The sequence below is a fragment of the Mesorhizobium sp. WSM4820 genome, assembly GCF_055811075.1.
In genome coordinates this window covers 512,646-530,151 of sequence record NZ_JBVVQN010000002.1, presented here as the reverse complement: position 1 = coordinate 530,151, position 17,506 = coordinate 512,646, and the positions used below count along the sequence as shown (strand labels likewise).

Annotated in this window: 17 protein-coding genes and 1 pseudogene; 6 read left to right on the top strand and 12 right to left on the bottom strand. The window is 63.5% G+C overall.

The genetic code is table 11. From position 1 onward, the window contains the following. Positions 1-22: 22 nt before the first annotated feature. Positions 23-676 (top strand): glutathione S-transferase family protein, encoded by a 654-nt coding sequence (locus AC0L2R_RS05925; protein WP_473508045.1) that lies wholly within the window; start codon positions 23-25, stop codon positions 674-676. 78 nt (positions 677-754) lie between these two features. Here AC0L2R_RS05925 and AC0L2R_RS05920 read toward each other — a convergent pair whose 3' ends face one another. The 4 genes from AC0L2R_RS05920 to AC0L2R_RS05905 are packed head-to-tail and all read right to left on the bottom strand — an operon-like array spanning position 755 to position 4,495. Beyond that, positions 755-1,891, bottom strand: a complete 1,137-nt coding sequence (locus AC0L2R_RS05920; protein WP_473508082.1) for an ABC transporter permease — start codon at positions 1,889-1,891, stop codon at positions 755-757. An 8-nt stretch (positions 1,892-1,899) separates the two neighbouring features. Continuing rightward, positions 1,900-2,820 (bottom strand): ABC transporter ATP-binding protein, encoded by a 921-nt coding sequence (locus AC0L2R_RS05915; RefSeq protein ID WP_473508044.1) that lies wholly within the window; start codon positions 2,818-2,820, stop codon positions 1,900-1,902. Continuing rightward, positions 2,817-3,770, bottom strand: a complete 954-nt coding sequence (locus tag AC0L2R_RS05910; RefSeq protein WP_473508043.1) for an HlyD family secretion protein — start codon at positions 3,768-3,770, stop codon at positions 2,817-2,819. The genes AC0L2R_RS05915 and AC0L2R_RS05910 overlap by 4 nt, the downstream gene beginning before the upstream one ends. After that, positions 3,767-4,495 carry a CerR family C-terminal domain-containing protein gene (locus tag AC0L2R_RS05905; RefSeq protein WP_473482063.1) on the bottom strand — a complete coding sequence of 243 codons (729 nt, stop codon included), beginning with the start codon at positions 4,493-4,495 and terminating at the stop codon, positions 3,767-3,769. Before AC0L2R_RS05905 ends, AC0L2R_RS05910 begins: the two co-directional genes overlap by 4 nt. Positions 4,496-4,600: 105 nt before the next feature. Here AC0L2R_RS05905 and AC0L2R_RS05900 point away from each other — a divergent pair, with 105 nt between their 5' ends. Next, positions 4,601-5,074: a CYTH domain-containing protein gene (locus AC0L2R_RS05900; RefSeq protein WP_023801408.1), complete on the top strand. Its 474-nt coding sequence runs from the start codon at positions 4,601-4,603 to the stop codon at positions 5,072-5,074. Next, positions 5,071-6,018, top strand: coding sequence for a CHAD domain-containing protein (locus tag AC0L2R_RS05895; RefSeq protein WP_419695355.1), 948 nt, complete (start codon positions 5,071-5,073; stop codon positions 6,016-6,018). The genes AC0L2R_RS05900 and AC0L2R_RS05895 overlap by 4 nt, the downstream gene beginning before the upstream one ends. A gap of 45 nt (positions 6,019-6,063) precedes the next feature. Here AC0L2R_RS05895 and AC0L2R_RS05890 read toward each other — a convergent pair whose 3' ends face one another. The 4 genes from AC0L2R_RS05890 to AC0L2R_RS05875 all read right to left on the bottom strand — a co-directional run bounded on the left by AC0L2R_RS05890 (position 6,064) and on the right by AC0L2R_RS05875 (position 9,527). Further along, positions 6,064-7,785: a SulP family inorganic anion transporter gene (locus tag AC0L2R_RS05890; protein ID WP_473508042.1), complete on the bottom strand. Its 1,722-nt coding sequence runs from the start codon at positions 7,783-7,785 to the stop codon at positions 6,064-6,066. Positions 7,786-7,907: 122 nt separating this feature from the next. After that, positions 7,908-8,177, bottom strand: coding sequence for a helix-turn-helix domain-containing protein (locus tag AC0L2R_RS05885; RefSeq protein WP_473508041.1), 270 nt, complete (start codon positions 8,175-8,177; stop codon positions 7,908-7,910). A 199-nt stretch (positions 8,178-8,376) separates the two neighbouring features. Beyond that, positions 8,377-9,078 carry a phosphatase PAP2 family protein gene (locus AC0L2R_RS05880; RefSeq protein WP_473508040.1) on the bottom strand — a complete coding sequence of 234 codons (702 nt, stop codon included), beginning with the start codon at positions 9,076-9,078 and terminating at the stop codon, positions 8,377-8,379. 110 nt (positions 9,079-9,188) lie between these two features. Continuing rightward, positions 9,189-9,527 (bottom strand): hypothetical protein, encoded by a 339-nt coding sequence (locus AC0L2R_RS05875; protein WP_027154722.1) that lies wholly within the window; start codon positions 9,525-9,527, stop codon positions 9,189-9,191. Positions 9,528-9,731: 204 nt separating this feature from the next. On the opposite strand from AC0L2R_RS05875, the gene AC0L2R_RS05870 reads away from it, so the two are divergent. Continuing rightward, a complete protein-coding gene (locus AC0L2R_RS05870) occupies positions 9,732-11,720 on the top strand; it encodes a PhoX family protein (protein WP_473508039.1) in 1,989 nt (662 codons plus the stop codon). A 90-nt stretch (positions 11,721-11,810) separates the two neighbouring features. On the opposite strand, the pseudogene AC0L2R_RS05865 reads toward AC0L2R_RS05870, so the two are convergent. The 4 genes and pseudogenes from AC0L2R_RS05865 to AC0L2R_RS05850 form a co-directional block, all read right to left on the bottom strand. Further along, positions 11,811-12,491: pseudogene (locus AC0L2R_RS05865) on the bottom strand (GNAT family N-acetyltransferase). Next, positions 12,488-12,979 (bottom strand): MarR family winged helix-turn-helix transcriptional regulator, encoded by a 492-nt coding sequence (locus AC0L2R_RS05860; protein ID WP_287071970.1) that lies wholly within the window; start codon positions 12,977-12,979, stop codon positions 12,488-12,490. The pseudogene AC0L2R_RS05865 and the gene AC0L2R_RS05860 overlap by 4 nt, the downstream one beginning before the upstream one ends. Positions 12,980-13,141: 162 nt before the next feature. Continuing rightward, a complete protein-coding gene (locus AC0L2R_RS05855; protein WP_473508038.1) occupies positions 13,142-13,903 on the bottom strand; it encodes an ABC transporter permease in 762 nt (253 codons plus the stop codon). Continuing rightward, entirely contained in the window at positions 13,900-14,826 is a 927-nt protein-coding gene (locus tag AC0L2R_RS05850; RefSeq protein ID WP_473508037.1) for an ABC transporter ATP-binding protein, read from the bottom strand. The genes AC0L2R_RS05855 and AC0L2R_RS05850 overlap by 4 nt, the downstream gene beginning before the upstream one ends. A gap of 218 nt (positions 14,827-15,044) precedes the next feature. Between AC0L2R_RS05850 and AC0L2R_RS05845 the strand changes: the two genes are divergently transcribed. Both AC0L2R_RS05845 and AC0L2R_RS05840 read left to right on the top strand, forming a co-directional pair. Continuing rightward, complete coding sequence (locus tag AC0L2R_RS05845) at positions 15,045-16,403, top strand: cytochrome ubiquinol oxidase subunit I (RefSeq protein ID WP_473508036.1); 1,359 nt, start codon at positions 15,045-15,047, stop codon at positions 16,401-16,403. A gap of 10 nt (positions 16,404-16,413) precedes the next feature. Next, entirely contained in the window at positions 16,414-17,418 is a 1,005-nt protein-coding gene (locus AC0L2R_RS05840; protein WP_091591938.1) for a cytochrome d ubiquinol oxidase subunit II, read from the top strand. Positions 17,419-17,506 lie beyond the last annotated feature (88 nt).

The following is a 17,506-nucleotide window of genomic DNA, read 5'->3' as shown; positions in this document are numbered from 1 at the left end:
ACCATTCAAAGGCTGACACGAAATGAAACTGCTCTTCAGCCGCAATCCCAATCCTCGCCTCGCGGTCGCCGTGGCACGCTATCTCGACGCAAAGCTCGACTTTGAGTTCGCATCGCCCTTCGCTCCCGGGCAGGCTGAGCGATATCGCCCGCTGAATCCCAATCTTTCATTGCCGATACTCGTAGGCTCGGGAAACAGCCTCTGGGAGGCTGACGCCATAGCCTGCCGGCTTTCACGCGACGCGCATTCGGATCTCTGGCGCACCGGCGACGACGAACCCGAGATGATCCGATGGCTCAGTTGGGGTAAAGAGAACTTCGCAAGAGCTTGCGACGTCGTGCATTTCGAACGCGGGACCAAGCAGCGCTATGGGATTGGCCCGATCGATCAGCACCGGGTCGAGGAGGGGCTGAGAGACTTTCGCACGGCCGCTGCAACACTTGAGAACGCGCTTTCCGAGCGAGACTGGCTGGTCGAAAACTCGGTCTCCTATGCCGACTTTCGCATGGCGACGTTTCTGCCTTTCAACGATGTCGCCAGATTGCCGCTCGACGATTATCCTTCGGTCAGTCGCTGGTATCGCCAGCTTGAAGAGATCGACGCCTGGCGCGATCCCTTCCAGGGACTGGATGCGCCTGAATTGCCGCCGGTCCCGGATCAGGCCAGACACGCATAAAATCTCGATCCGAATGGTCATGCATCCAAGGTGACACCTCGGCCATTTGCGTAAGCTGCTTGAGTTGGATCCTAATTCCTAATCCAGCGTCCGACGGAACCGCACCAGCGCCACGCCGGCAAACAGCGCCACGAACACGACCAGCCAGCCTATTTCGGTTGCGACCGCCGGCAGGTCGGCGCCCTTCAGCATCACCGCGCGGATGATGCGCAGGAAATGCGTCAGCGGCAGGATCTCGCCGAAGATCTGCGCCCAGCCAGGCATGCCGCGATAAGGGAACATGAAGCCCGACAACAGGATCGACGGCAGGAAGAAGAAGAAGGTGAGCTGCAGTGCCTGCATCTGCGTGCGCGCCATCGTCGAGATGGTGTAGCCGAGCAGCACCAGCGCCAGCACGAAGACCAGAACCGCCGCAAGCAGCAGCGACAACGACCCGGAGAAGGGAACCCCAAACAGCAGCTTGGCCGCCGCCAGCACCACCGCCACTTGCACGGCGCCGACCACCAGATAGGGCAGCACCTTGCCGAGCATGATTTCGAGCGGGCTGGACGGCATCGCCAGGAGGTTTTCCATCGTGCCGCGCTCGGTCTCGCGCGTCAGTGCGATCGAGGTCATCATCACCATCGTCATCTGCAGGATGACGCCGAGCAGGCCGGGCACGATGTTGTATTGCGAGATGCCTTCCGGATTGTAGCGTCGGTGCACCACCACTTCGAGCTGGCCTCGGGCAGCTTCGGCGGCCGTCTCCTGCATGCCGCGCGCCCTGAGCAGCGCCTGGTTGGCAACGGTGCCGAGCGTGGAAATGGCCCCGCTGGCGACTGCCGGGTCGGTCGCATCAGCCTCGATCAGGATTTGCGGCTGGTCGCCGCGCTCGACTCGCCGGGCAAAGTCGGCGGGAATGGTGACGACAAAGGCGACGTCGCCACGCGCCATCAGGAATTCCGCCTCGGCGGCATTTTGCGCGACATGGTCGAAGCGGTAGTAGCCGGTGGTCTGCAGCGCCGAAACCATGGCTCGCGTATAGGGATCGCTGCTCATCGCCACCAGGGCGGCCGGCAGGCTCTTTGGATCGTTGTTGATGGCATAGCCAAACAGCACCAACTGCATCAGCGGCACGCCCAGCATCATGGCGAAGGTGATGCGGTCGCGCCGCATCTGGATGAACTCCTTGATCAGCAGCGCGCCGAGCCTGGCGAAGGAAAAGACGCTGTTTATCCCGTTTTTCATCCCATATTGTCCTTCGAGCCGGACATGAACTGGATGAACACATCCTCCAGGCTGGTCTCGCCCGGCGTCACCGTGACGCCCTTGTGGTCTTTCTCGACATCGGCGAGCGCAGCCTGAAGCGCCGTCTTGTCGGAGCCGACGACGTGCAGCGTCGCGCCAAACGGCGCCACCTGGTCGACACCGGACCGGCCGCTGAGTGCGGCAGCGACCTGGTCGAGGCGCGGACCCTGCACAACGAAGGTCGTCAGCCCGGCATTCCTGACCACCTCGTCGACCGTGCCGGTGGCCAGCATCCTGCCGTAGGAGATGTAGCCGATGCGATGGCAGCGCTCGGCCTCGTCCATATAGTGGGTGGAGACCAGCACGGTCAGCCCGCCGCTGGCCAGCCGATGGATCTCGTCCCAGAATTCACGCCGCGCCTTCGGATCGACGCCCGCCGTCGGCTCGTCGAGCAGCAGCAATCTGGGCGTGTGCATGATGCAGGCGGCCAGCGCCAGCCGCTGCTTCCAGCCACCGGACAGCGTGCCGGCCAACTGGTCCTTGCGCGAGGTGAGGCCAAGATCCTCCAGCGTCCTGGCGACATGCTCGTTGAGCGGCTTCAACCCATAGAGCCGCGCTACGAATTCGAGGTTTTCGGCGATGGTCAAATCCTCGTAGAACGAGAATTTCTGGGTCATATAGCCGACTTCGCGCTTGATCCTCAGACTGTCGGTGCGGATGTCGAAGCCGAGCACCGTGCCTTCGCCCTCATCCGGCGTCAGCAGGCCGCACATGATGCGGATGGTCGTCGTCTTGCCAGAGCCGTTGGGGCCGAGGAAGCCGACGATCTCGCCCTCGGCCACCGTCATCGTCACATGGTCGACGACGGTCTTGTCACCAAAACGCTTGACCAGGCCGTGGACGTCGATGACGTTCATTTGCCGATATCCGCCAGTTCGACATCAACGATCTGCCCCGGTTGCAGCGCGCCGGCGTCGCCCTCCGGCCGCGCCTCGACCAGATAGACCAGCTTCTGCCGGGTCTCGAGCGAGTAGATCACCGGCGGCGTGAATTCCGGGTCCGGCGACACGTAGCTGACGCGAGCCTTCACGTCCGGCCCGCAGCCGTCGCAATGGACGTTGAGCAGCGTGCCGACTTCCACCGACGAGAACGCGCTTTCCGGCACATAGACGCTGAGCTTCACCGCGCCGTCCGGCAGAATCGAAATGACCGGCGCGGTCGGCCCGGCGGTGTCGCCGGGATAGCGGATCACATCGTTGATGCGGCCGGGCGAAGGCGCCGCCAGCACACGCTTCGACAGCCGCCAGCGCGCCTGCTCCAGCGCCGATTGCGCCTGTCTGACCTGATTGTCGGCGGCCTTGATCGTCTCGGGCCGCGCCGGCAGGCCTCCGACAGCGAGATTGGCTTCCGCCTGGCCGAGCTGCGCGTTGGCAGTTTCCAGCGACGCCGAAGCCGTATCATAATCGGCCTGAGTGCCGGTGCCGCGTTTGAACAAATCGCTGGCGCGGGTGTATCTGCGTTTGGCGTCGGCGGCTTGCGCCTTGGCCATGTCGACCTGCGCCTTGAGCACCTCAATCTCTTCCGGCCGCTTGCCGACCTGCAGGTCGGCAAGTTGCGCCTGGGCCTGGGCAAGGGCCGCCTCGGCTTGCGCGACGGCTATTTTTGCGTCGGCGCTTTCCAGCGTCACCACTGGCGTGCCCGGCGCGACGCGATCGCCGCGCTTGACCGAAATCGTCTCGACCTGCGCCACCTCGATCGGCGCGAGCAGCACATAGTCGCCCTCGACATAGCCGACGGCGAGCGGCGTCGCCGGTGCGCAGGTGCTGAAAAGCAGGGCGGCGAGCGGCACAGAGCAGAGGAAACTCATGATCTACGATCCTTCCGGTCGGTTAAGTGACGCCGAGCCAAAATCGCGCCGAGATTATCCGTCACTGCCGCCGCGATCTTGGTGGCCTCGGCGTCGCCGATCGCGCGCCAGCCCATGCGGCGCATCACCGCCTCGCGGCCGATGCGGAAATAGACGACCTGGCCGATCAGCGTGAACACGGTGAGTCGGGTAGCCTCGCTTTCGGCCGCCTCGCCCGTCGCCTGCTCCCAGATCAGGCAGAGCCGGCGATGCGTCGGCTCGAACACGCCGTCGTAGATGCGGTCGAGTGCCGCCGTCGGATGCGACAGCTCACGCAGGACAAACTGCACGATCTCGCCGGCCTCCGGCCTTGCCACGATGAAAGCCACCATCCGCTCCAGCGCGGTGAACAGTTGTGCCCGCGCCGCTTCGGGGTCGCCCGTTTCTGGTTCGCCCGTTTCTGGTTCGCTTGAGCCCTGCAGATTGCCGATCGCCTGGCCGGCAATGGTCTGGATCGTGTCGACGATATAGTCGGCCGCAGCGGTGCGAAGCCCTTCCTTGCCGCCGAAATGATAGGCGATCGAGCCGATATTGGCCCTGGCCTCAGCCGCGATCTCGCGCGTCGAGGTGCCGTCAAAACCCTGGCGTCCGAACAGCTTCAGCGCTGCGCGAACAAGTGCCGCGCGCGTCATCTCGGCGGGGGATGCCTCGCGGCGCGGAATTTTAGCGTTTGTCGGTTTGCTCATGATCCGCAGTTTAATCAATCGAATGATTAAAGTCAAGCCTTGCCGATCTCCACCTGTCGATCCCCACCTTGCCATCTCCATCCGCACGCGCTTTAGTGTGGAGCCATGGTCAAGGAAATCGAGCGCAAGTTCCTGGTCTCCGGCGATGGCTGGCGGGATCTGATCGAAGCGGACATCCGCATTCGCCAGTTCTATCTCGTTGCCGCGCCCGACCGCTCGGTCCGCGTGCGTATCAGCGACGGCGCGTCGGCAAAGCTGACGCTCAAATTCGGCAGCAAGGCCCGCGAACGCGACGAATTCGAATATCCGATCCTTCTGGCGGATGCGGAAGAGATGCTGGCCTTCGCAATCGGTCGTGTCATCGAGAAGACACGCCACCATGTTAGGCATCGCGGCCATCTCTATGAAGTCGATGTCTTCGGCGGGATGCTCAGCGGTCTGGTGGTCGCCGAGCTTGAGACGCCGCAGGACGTGCAGGGCGAAATGCTGCCAGATTGGCTCGGCCGCGAAGTCACCGGCGAGCACAGGTTCTACAACGCGTCGCTCGCCCTCGAGGGGATTCCGGAGATCGCCGCATGAGCTATCGCATCGATCCGCGCCTGCCGTTGACCGGCGAGGTCAGGCGCATCCTCGCTGAGGAGATCGGCAAGGCGCTCGTCCATCTGGACGCGGCGCATGACAGGCCGGAGCAGGCGCTGCACAAATGCCGCAGGCGGCTGAAGAAGGTGCGTGCCTTGCTGCGCCTGGTCCGTCCCGGAGACGAAACATTTTGCAGTACCGAGAACCAATGCTACAGAGAGGTGGCTGCCCTGCTTGCCGGCCCGCGCGAGGCGACCGCGCTGGTTGAAACCATCGACCGGCTGGCAAAAAACTTTCCCGAGCAAAGCGCCGGCGGCGGTCTCGATGCCGTTCGCGACACGCTGGTGGCGCGCCAGCACCAATTGCATGGTGGAGTTGGCCTCGGCGCCGCGATAGCTGCCGCGACTGCCGCTTGCGAGGATGGCATCAGCCGCATCGATACTCTGGTCTTGCCCGACCAGCCCGAACAGGCCGCCGATGTGCTTGCCGAAGGCGCCCGCATCACTCTGCGTCGCGCCAGAAAGGCGCTGGACAAGGCGGGCTCCCGCGGTGATGCTGACGATTTCCATGATCTGCGCAAGGCGGCAAAGACTCACGGCATGCATCTGTCGCTGCTTGGAAGGCTGTGGCCGACGCCGATCAAGGCACGGCGCAAGGCGGTCGACGAACTTGGCGAAAAGCTGGGCGAACTGCATGATGTGTTCGTCTTGCGCACGCTTCTCGAGGCCCACGACCGGCCGCTCGGCTCTCCTCAGGAAACGCGACTGCTGAGCAAGCTGTTGAAGCGCTCGGAGAAAAGCCTGAAAAAGACCTGTCTTGCGGCGGCAGCCGATCTGTTCGGCGACAGGCCCAGGCGCTCGACAAAAAAACTCGCGCGCAAGGCGCGCACCGATCTGGCCGCCGCGCCGCACGAAGACGCCAGCGCGCCCGGCGCCGCTGCCTGACGCGGTGCTTGCGTCCGTCCGACATCGCTGACGATGAGGAGAGGGTTAGACCTCTCCCGGCGCGGCATTCTTCAACTGCGCTCGCGCGTCCCTGATCGAGGCGGCGTATGTCACCAGCGGCCGTTTGACGCCGTGGTTGATCAGCATGCGGCGTGTCTGCGGCGAAGCGCCTGATATGATGAAGCGCACGCCGGCGCGCCTCGCCTTGTGGGCAGCGCTCTCGATGACGTTGGCCGCCGTTGAATCGAAGAATGGCACGGCCGAGCAGTCGAGGATGAAGTTCTTGCGCTGGTCGGCGATGCGGTCCAGCACCGTGGCGACGGTCGAGGCGGCGCCGAAGAAGAAGGCGCCGGAAATCCGGTAGACGACGGTGTCGGCATCGCTGGCCTCGCTGGAATCGTATGCGCTGGCGGCGCCGGTTCTGTCGGCGACATCGTCCTGCACCAGTCCCTGATCCGGCTCAACCGCAATGCTCTTGGCCATGCGGTCGATGAACAGGATCGAGCCCAGCGCGAAGCCGACGACGATGCCTTCGGTGAGATCTCGGAAGATGACGATCAGGAAAGTCGCCATCAGCACCAGCGCGTCGCCGCGCGAGGCACGCAGCAGCGTGGCAAAGGCCTGCTTCTCGAACATGTTCCAGCACACCACCGCCAGCACGCCGGCAAGGGCTGCAAGCGGGATGTAGCTGGCCAGCGGCGCCGCCACCAGCATCAGGGCAAGCAGGAGGGCCGAGTGGATCATGCCCGAGACCGGTCCATGCGCGCCGGCTCGCACATTGGTCGCGGTGCGGGCTAGGGTGCCGGTGGTGCAGATGCCGCCGAACAGGGCGGACGCGATGTTGGCGAAGCCTTGCGCCACGAGTTCGCAGTTGGAGCGGTGCCGCCTTCCTGTCATGCCGTCGGCGACCACCGCCGACAGCAGCGATTCGATCGCGCCGAGCAGCGCAAAGGCTAGGGCGTCCGGCAGGACGTCGATCATCCTGCTGAAGCTGATCGGCGGAAAGGCCGGCATTTGCAGGCTGCGCGGGATACCGCCGAAGCGCGTGCCGATCGTTTCGGCAGGCAGAGAAAACAGCGCCACGACAAGCGACGCCAGACCGATGGCGATCAGCATGGCGGGCCATTTCGGCCGCCACCGTTTCATCAGGGCAATGGCGACGATGGTCAGCAGAGCGACGAAGGTGGCGGCGAGATTGATCGTGCCGGCCGCCTCGCCGATCGCCATCAGCTTCGGCACCAGCGGTCCAGGTTCTTTGCCGGCGAGTTTTAGCCCGAACAGCTCGACGATCTGGCCGGAGAAGATGATGATGGCGATGCCGGCGGTGAAGCCGACGGTCACCGGATAAGGAATGAATTTGATGTAGGTGCCAAGCCTGAGGTAGCCGATGACGAGCAGCAAGACGCCGGCCATCATCGTCGCCAGCAGCAACCCGTCGACGCCGACCCGTGCCACGGTTGCCGCCATCAGCACGATAAAGGCGCCCGCCGGCCCGCCGATCTGGAAACGGCTGCCGCCCAGAGCCGAGACGAGGAAACCGCCAATGATGGAAGTGTAGAGCCCGCGCTCCGGAGACACGCCCGATGCGATCGCGATCGCCATCGACAGCGGCAGCGCCACGATGGCCACGGTCAGTCCGGCGATGGCATCGGCCTTGAAGTGCTCTGATGTGTAGCCTTCGCGCAGCACCGTCGCCAGCTTCGGCGTGAACAGTTCGGAAAATGTCGGCTGCGCCGGTTGATGAATTGCCCGCTGGGTTCGATGCATGGACTGCCTTCCGCTCCTGATGCATGCCGCCAAAAAGTGCACAGCGGCCACGCATAAAACCAAGCAGGCGGCGGGATCGTCGGCAGGACTGTCGGCGGTCGCCGTCGCGACTCTATTTCGGCTCAGCCTGGCGGGTTCTGCGGCACGACCGGCTTGAGGCGCACCCCCCTGCCGCCGCGCTCGCTGGCCTGGTTCTCGCCGATCAGCTCCACGCCGGCCCGGTCAAGGGCATGGATGACCTTCATCAGCGTATCGACCATGCCCCTGACCACGCCGTCGCTCGCTTCCATGCGCTGAATGGTTGGAAGCGAAACCCCGGCGCGCTCGGCGAGCGTCTTCTGATCGATGCCGGCCAGAGCCCTTGCGGCGCGCATCTGCGCGGCAGTGATCATCGGCTAAAAACCCCCGTCTGAGTCTGCATTCCATGTATAATACCATCATTTTGATGGATCAAGCATCATCATGCACATGTCAGACATGTGCACACCAGGCCGTTTGCATCTTGGCGAGCCTGCGCGCCCGCTGGGCCAGCACGCCCCAGCCGCCGCAACTTAGAGGAGAATTGGCGCAGCGTCGTTCGGAACGGGCGGTTCAGGCGCCGGTGGTCTGCCCGCGCCATCGCTGGAACGCCCATGCGACCAGCCAGCACAGCATCGCCCAGGCGAAGCCGGCGCACCAGCCGGCCAGCACGTCCGATGGCCAATGAACGCCGAGATAGACGCGGCTGATGCCGACGAGCAGTGCTGTCAGCACGGCAAGTGCCAGCACATAGATCTTGGTCGTTCGCCCAGGCAGGAAACGCGACGCCATGCTGCCCAGCGTCAAATATGTCACCGCCGACAGCATCGCATGGCCGCTTGGAAACGAAAGCGTCGCCACGTCGGCGAGATGCGAGACCAGGTCGGGGCGCGGCCGATCGATTCCTAGCTTCAGCGTGCTCGACAGGGCCTGCCCGCCCGCCACCGCGACAAAGACCAGAAACGCTGCTCCCGGCTTGTGGATCAGCAGCAGATAGACGATCACCGCCACTGTGATCAGCCCGAGCACGATGGCGCTGCCGAGGCTGGTAATGTCGCGCATCGCCCCTTCCAGCCATAGCGGTCCGATCGGATTGTCGGGCTGGCCCGCTTCACGGAAGGCGAGCATAATTTCCGTGTCGAAGGCGTGCGGCGTGGTGTCCCGCGCTACCTCCATCAGTTCCTCGAACCCCCACAGCCCGCCAGCGATGACCAGTCCGGCCAAAAGCACCGGGAATTCGATCCAGTTGAGCAGCCTGTTTGCGGTATTCTTCATCGGGCCAATCGTCTTACAGCGCCGCGCGTCCTTTTGGACGCGCAAAGGACGCTGTAGCACTTTGATTTGGCACATGATCCTTTCCGAAATCGTTTCGGGGTCATGCGCAACTACAGTTTTTGCAGATAGGGCCCGAGCGTGATCAGCGCCACCGCTGCGACGGCGAGCACGATGCCGGTCGCCTGCAACGAATTGACGCGCTCGCCGAAGAACACCAGTGCCACCACGTTCACCGACACCAGTTGGATCACCGCCGACAGGCTGAACGACACCGACATGCCGAATTCACGGATCAGCCTCAGCATGATCAGATTGCCCGCTGAATAGAGCGCCAGAGTCAGAACGATCTTGCCGAGGCTCGGCGCCAGCCCCCATTGCTTGGCCGCCGTCGCCGCCAGCAGGAAGATCACTGTCGAAATGCCGAGCTGCCCCAGTCCCCAGAAACTCACTTTTTTGTTCCTCCCGACGCCGTGCTTGCGCGCCTGCCGCAGATCTTGTTTCGGAAGCGTCGGTCGCGGTCAAGCGGCCTGATCAAAGACATGAAATCGGGCTGGAAATTGGTCGGCAACGTCATCAAACTGTGATCTGCTGGCGATACGCGGTCAGTCAAGCAACACGCTCCAGCCATCCCAAAGAGCCAGAGGCACGCCCCCATGACTGAACATCGCCCCGACGCCCATTTCCGCACCAGCCTGCTCGAGGAAAACGATGGGCCAGGAACCAATCCCACTGACAACCAGACGATGGGCGAAATCATCGCCGCGCGATTCTCGCGCCGTGGTTTTCTGCAGGGATCGCTCGCGGCAACCGCCATCGCCGCCACCGTCAGCCCGCTCGCGCTGATCCTCGCCGACGATGCCCGCGCCGGTGGCGGCTCGGTCTTCAGTTTCGACGAGGTCGAGGCAGGCGTCGACGACAAGCACCATGTCGCTGCCGGCTACGACGCCGACGTGCTGTTGCGCTGGGGCGATCCGCTGTTTGCCGATTCACCGGAATTCGATCCGACAAAACAGTCGGCGCAGGCCCAGGAAAGACAGTTTGGCTACAATAACGACTATGTCGGCTATATCCCGATCGACGGCTCGGCCGAGCATGGCCTGCTGGTGGTCAACCACGAATACACCAATCCGCATCTGATGTTCCCGGGCCTTGTCACCATCGTCGATGGGGAGGCCAAGCAGGCGCCGCTGAGCAAGGAACAGGTCGACGTCGAGATGGCCGCGCATGGCGGCACCATCGTCGAGATCCGCAAGGCATCAGGCAAATGGCAGGTGGTGCGCGACGGCAAGCTCAACCGCCGCATCACCGCCAACACCGAGATGGCACTGTCCGGCCCCGTCGCCGGCCACGACCGCGTCAAGACCAGTGCCGATCCGACCGGCACGAAGGTCATCGGCACTGTCAACAATTGTGCCGGCGGCGTCACGCCCTGGGGTACCTATGTCATGGCCGAGGAAAACATACACGGCTATTTCTCGGGCGAGCTGCCGGAAGGCCACAAGGAAGCCACCAACTACAAGCGCCTGGGTATTCCCGAAGGCGCCTATGAATGGGCTGCGCATTACGATCGCTTCGACATCGGCAAGGAGCCGAACGAGCCGAATCGCTTCGGCTGGATTGTTGAGGTCGACGTCAACGATCCGACCTCGGTGCCGAGGAAGCGCACTGCCATGGGCCGCTTCAAGCATGAGGGCGCTGAATCGATCGTCGCCAAGGATGGCCGTGTCGTTTTCTATCTCGGCGACGACGAACGCTTCGACTATGTCTATAAATTCGTCACGGCCGGCAAGTTCAACGCCGAGGACCGCGCCGCCAACATGGATCTCCTCGACGACGGCACGCTCTACGTCGCCAAATTCGCCGAAGACGGGTCGATCGAATGGCTGCCCATCGTCTTCGGCCAGGGCCCGCTGACGGCGGAGAACGGCTTTGCCAGACAGGCCGACGTGCTGATCGAGACGCGCCGTGCCGCCGATCTGCTCGGTGCCACCAAGATGGATCGCCCCGAGGACATCCAGCCCAATCCGACGACTGGCAAGGTCTACGTCATGCTGACCAACAATTCGAAGCGCAAGACGGACCAGGTCGACGCCGCCAATCCGCGCGCCGAAAACGCCTTCGGCCATATCATCGAGATCGTCGAGGACGGTGGCGATTTCACTGCCGCCAAGGGCAAGTGGGAAGTGCTGTTGAAATGCGGCGATCCCTCAGTGGCCGAAGTTGGCGCCACCTTCTCGACCGCAACCACCGCCAATGGCTGGTTCGGCATGCCGGATAATTGCGCCATCGATTCGGCCGGCCGGCTTTGGGTCTCGACCGATGGCCAGGGCCCGAAGGCCACCGGCCGCACCGATGGCCTGTGGGCGGTCGACACCGAAGGCGAGGCGCGGGCGACCTCGAAACTGTTCTTCCGCGTGCCGATCGGCGCCGAAATGTGCGGCCCGCTATTCACGCCCGACGACCAGACCGCCTTCGTCGCGGTTCAGCATCCGGCCGATGGCGGCGAAGACTGGGAGGCTTTTGGCCGTCCCTCTTACTACGAGGACCCGTCGACCCGCTGGCCTGACTTCAAGCCCGATATGCCGGTGCGGCCGTCGGTCGTCGCCATCACCAAACAGGGCGGTGGCAAGATCGCGGTCTGAATCACTGCAAGGCGCTAGCAGCGCCAAGGAAGGACTTCGTCGATACGAAATCCTTCCTTTTCCTGATGCGCGGGAATGCGCCTGATGGGCTCATTCGGCGCGCTGAACCACGGCCACGTTCATCATGCTTCTCAACCTGAAGCCAATGGACTCGTATAATCCTATGGCCGTGGTGTTGCTGGCATAGGCGTGGAGATAGGGAACTTCGCCGCGCGCCGCTATCCGGTTTGCCACGAACAGCGACAGCAGCCTGCCCAGGCCACCGCCTCGAAATTCCGGATGTGAGCACACCCCGCTAAGTTCGGTTTAGCCGGGTTGCTTCATGCGTTCGCCGGCCATCGCCGCAAGTCGGCCCTCGATCTTCACACCCCAAAAATCGCCTAGGCTCAAGGCTTCGAGCGTGAATGGGCCAGGCTTGGTGACCAATGCCAAGGCGAGCATCTCAGCTGCATCGTCTCGCGTCAGACGTTGCACGCGCTTGTCGGAGACCATCTGCAATGGCCGCTCGGCAATCATCTGAACCCCGGGCGCGGTCGAAGTCGCCGAGAGTTCCGCGGGCAGAGCAATGGCGTCCGCCTGAAGCAGGATCGCACTCTCGCCTGGGGAGACAAGTTTTCCGAGCGCCTGCAGGCTTTCCGCATCGTCCGCGGCACTGGCGGCGAAGGGAGCTATCGAGGGCCGATACCGCATGGCGAGGTCGTCACCTTTCGCGAAGGCTTGGTGTCGCGTCCGAAGCGCGCTCCACACGGGACGGTCAAGCAGGTATTTCATCGCGTGGCACCTTCCGGCTTCTTTACACGACGGTCGAGAGGCGCCGCGGCGAGGCCGTCCTCGATGGCGGCCAGCTGATCAAGAAGCGGCCCAGAAAGATCCGCGCACAGATCCGCGACGGCATTCTCGATGCGCGGCCAGACGTCGTGCTTTGCAACATCGACCAGCCGCTGGCCGTGCAGGGTGAGGCAGACAATCCTGCGCCGCTGGTCATCATCCGATGGACTGACCTCGACCAGTCCCAATTCGGCCAGAAGCGACACGCTCCGCGTTACACCTGGCTGCGCGACCCCGAGGGATTGCGCCAGTTCCCCGACTGGCAGCGGGCCCAGCCTGTCGAGCGCAGCCAGCAGCGGGTACTGGCTCGACTGAACCGGCACATCGAGGCAGTCGAGCAGGCGCTGCGTATCCGCCTGCAATTGCTCGCCAATACGCTTCATCCTGCTGCCCAGGCACAGGAACCCAAGGGACCTTACGACGTCTTCCATAATCGACCTGCCAGCCAATTGATAACACGATATATAACATTATATGGAAATCAAGCGCCGCCATCGCACGGCCGCTTTCAAGCGTCGTCACCAGATTTGGTCGTCTTGGGTCGGGAACATCGCTCGGATGCTGGCGCTGCGTCGCCTGGGCAGGCCGTTCGGTCAGTTCCGCAGCCGGTAGCCGGTCCTGAAGATCCACGCGACGATCGCTATGCAGACAAACAGGAAAACCACGGTCATGCCGAGGCTGATGCCGATCGAGACGTCGGCTTTGCCGTAGAAACTCCAGCGAAAGCCGCTGACCAGATAAAGGACAGGGTTGAACAGCGTCACCGTGCGCCAGGTGCCGGGCAACATGTCGATCGAATAGAAGCTGCCGCCAAGGAAGGTAAGCGGCGTGATGATCAGCAGCGGCACCAGCTGCAGCTGCTCGAAGCTCTTCGCCCAGATGCCGATGATGAACCCGAACAGGCTGAAGGTCACCGACGTCAGCACCAGGAAGGAGAGCATCCAGAACGGATGCTCGATGGTCAGCGGCACGAACAGCGACGCGGTCCCCAGGATGATCAGGCCGAGTATGATCGACTTGGTCGCCGCACCCCCGACATAGGCGATGATGATCTCCAGATAGGACACCGGCGCCGACAGCAGTTCGTAGATCGAGCCGACGAATTTCGGGAAATAGATGGCGAAGGAGGCGTTGGAGATCGACTGCGTCAGCAGCGACAACATGATCAGCCCCGGCACGATAAAGGCGCCGTAGCTGATGCCGTCAATCTCGGTGATGCGCGAGCCGATGGCCGAGCCGAAGACGACGAAATAGAGCGATGTCGAGATGACCGGCGAGACGATGCTCTGCAGCACGGTCCGAAAAGCGCGCGCCATCTCCATCTTGTAAATCGCCCAGACTGCTCGCGGGTTCATGCGCCCTTCCTCACCAGGTTGACGAAGATCTCCTCGAGCGAGCTGTTTTGCGTGTCGATATCGCGGAACTGGACGCCGGCCGTCTCAAGGTCGCGCAGCAGCGAGGCGACGCCCGGCCGCTCGCTCTGGTTGTCATAGGTGTAAGTCAGTCGATCACCGTCCGGCGAAAGCTCCAGTGCGTAGCGCGACAATTTCTCGGGTATGGTGGCGAGCGGAGTGCGCAATTCCAGCAACAGCCGTTTGCGGCCGAGCGTGCGCATCAGTTGCACCTTGTCCTCAACCAGCACGATCTCACCGCGATTGATGACGCCGACGCGGTCGGCCATCGCCTCGGCCTCCTCGATATAGTGCGTGGTCAGGATGATGGTGACGCCATCCTCGCGCAGCCGGCGCACCATCGCCCACATGTCCTGGCGCAGCTCGACGTCGACGCCGGCTGTCGGCTCGTCGAGGAACAGCACCCTCGGTTCGTGCGACAGCGCCTTGGCGATCATCAGCCGCCGCTTCATGCCGCCGGACAGGGTGATCGCCTTGGCGTCCTTCTTGTCCCACAACGACAGGTCGCGCAGCACTTTCTCGACGAAGGCGTGGTTGGCCGGCTTGCCGAACAGGCCCCGGCTGTAGTTGACCGTCGCCCACACGCTCTCGAACGCGTCGATGGTCAGTTCCTGCGGCACCAGCCCGATGAGGCTGCGTGCGGCGCGATAATCCCGGCTGATGTCGTGGCCGTCGACGCTGACCGTGCCCGACGAGCGGTTGACGATACCGCAGACGATCGAGATCAGCGTCGTCTTGCCGGCGCCGTTCGGCCCGAGCAGCGCAAAAATCTCGCCGCGCTCGATATCGAGGTTGATCTCCTTCAGCGCTTTGAAACCGGTGGCGTAGGTCTTGGTGACCCCGGAAATGGCAATGATCGATGGCATGGCTGAAAAACGGCTGCTTGAAAGGAGGTCTGTTGATTTAGTCCGCTGAATGTCGGTGCGCGCGGCCGGAAGTCAATGGCACTCCTGACATTCTGGACATCGGCGCATCCACCGCTGCCGCGGTCCTGCGGCGTTCCGCCTCGCGTGACGCCACGCCGCTTTGACCGCCTGGCGCATCCGGCCTATCTTCCCTGACATAGCAGCAGCCGGAGCCCGCCATGGACCCGCTCATCCTTTCGCGCATCCAGTTCGGCGCCAACATCTCGTTCCATATCCTGTTTCCGGCTATCACCATCGCGCTTGGCTGGATGCTGCTGTTCTTCAAGCTTCGCTACAACGCCACCGGCGATACCGCCTGGATGCGCGCCTATTTCACCTGGGTGAAGGTGTTCGCGCTGTCCTTCGCCATGGGCGTGGTTTCGGGCGTCACCATGAGCTTCCAGTTCGGCACCAACTGGCCGGGTTACATGGAGACCGTCGGCAACATCGCCGGCCCGCTGCTCGCCTATGAGATACTCACCGCCTTCTTCCTCGAGGCGGCGTTCCTCGGCATCATGCTGTTCGGCTTCCGCCGCGTCTCCAACCGCATCCACACGCTGGCAACCGTGCTGGTGGCCGGCGGCACCACCCTGTCCGCCTTCTGGATCATCGCGCTCAATTCATGGATGCAGACGCCGGTCGGCTTCGAGATGCGCGACGGCGTAGCCCACGCTACCGACTGGTGGGCGATCGTCTTCAACCCGTCCATGCCCTACCGGCTCGTCCACATGCTGCTTGCCTCCGGCCTGACGGTTTCGTTCCTGATCGCCGGCCTGTCGGCGCTGCGCTATCTCTATGGCGACCGTTCGGAATCGATGTGGAAGGCCTTGCGCACCGGTGTCTTCACCGCGGCGATCCTGATCCCCATCCAGATCTTCGCCGGCGACCAGCATGGCCTCAACACGCTCGAGCATCAGCCGCAGAAGATCGCCGCCATGGAGGCCAACTGGAACACCGGCCCCAACGTGCCGCTGGTCCTTTTCGCGCTTCCCGACGAGGCGGCAAGGGAGAACAAATACGAGATCACCATCCCCGATGGCGCCAGCCTCATCCTCAGGCACAGCGCCAGCGGCGTCGTGCCGGGGCTGAACGACTATGCCGGCAACCACCCGCCGGTGTTCCCGGTGTTCTGGGCTTTTCGCATCATGGTCGGCACCGGCGTCCTGATGCTCGTCGTCTCCTGGTCGGCCGCCTTTTTCCTCAAGCGCCGGCACAGCCTGCCGAGACCGCTGGCGCTGGTGATGGTGCCGATGGCGCTGTCCGGCTGGCTGGCGACGCTGGCTGGCTGGTACACCACCGAGATCGGCCGCCAACCGTGGCTGGTCGCCGGCGTGCTGAAAACTGTCGATGCCGTCGGCCCGGTCGCCGGCAGCCAGGTCGCGCTGTCGCTCGCGGTCTATCTCATCCTCTATGCGCTGCTTCTGATCGCCTATCTCGGCGTGCTGGTCTATCTGGCGCTGAAGGCGGCGAAGGACGGCGATGCCTCGCCGCTGCCGGGCGTTCTCGACGCGCCGCTGTCGCAGCCGGCGGCGAAATAGGAGAACGGCGATGACCCTCGACTGGCCGACATTGCTCCCCCTCATCTTCGCCGGCCTGATGGGCCTTGCCATCCTGATCTACGTCATCCTCGACGGCTTTGACCTCGGTATCGGCATCCTGTTCGCAGCCGCCGGAGACGCCGAGCAGGACACGATGATCGCCGCAATAGGGCCGTTCTGGGACGCCAACGAGACCTGGCTGGTGCTGGCCGTCGGCCTGCTGCTGGTCGCCTTCCCGCTGGCGCACGGCACCATCCTCACCGCGCTCTACATTCCGGTCTTCCTGCTCCTTGTCGGCCTGATCCTGCGCGGCGTTGCCTTCGATTTCCGGGCCAAGGTGCCGGCCGGTCACAAGCATCGCTGGAACCGCATCTTCTTTCTGGGCTCGGTCATCGCATCGCTGGCGCAGGGCTACATGCTGGGGATCTATGTGCTGGGCCTTGATGTCGGCCTCGGCGGCATGGCCTTCGGCGCGCTGGTGGCGCTCTGCCTTGCCGCCGCCTACGCGGCGATGGGCGCGGCCTGGGTCATCTACAAGACGGAAGGCGAATTGCAGAAGAAGGCGGTGCTATGGCTGCGCCGGGCGCTGGTGCTGACCGCGCTCGGCATGGTCGCCGTGTCGCTGGCCACGCCGCTCGCCAGTCCGCGCATCTTCGACAAATGGTTCGTCTGGCCGGCCATGCTCTATTTGTCGCCGCTGCCGGTCCTGTCGGCGGTGCTGTTCGCATGGCTGTGGCGGCAGACCTTCCATCTGCCCAAGGCCGGCGACCGCCATGCGCTGACGCCGTTCCTGACGCTGGCCGCCATCTTCACGCTGGGCTTTGCCGGCCTCGCCTGGTCGTTCTATCCCTTCGTCGTGCCCGACAGGCTGACCATCTGGCAGGCGGCGTCCGCGCCGGAAAGCCTCGCCATCATCCTGGCCGGCACGGTGGTGGTGCTGCCGATCATCATTTTCTATTCGTTTTATGCTTACCGCGTCTTCGGCGGCAAGGCGACGGATCTGACCTACGACTGACTGGCAAACCGCCGAACTGCACAATATTTAGGCAGTCGATTGCTCGGGCGGCAGGGGCTCGTGAAGACTGCCTTGCCAATCCCACCTT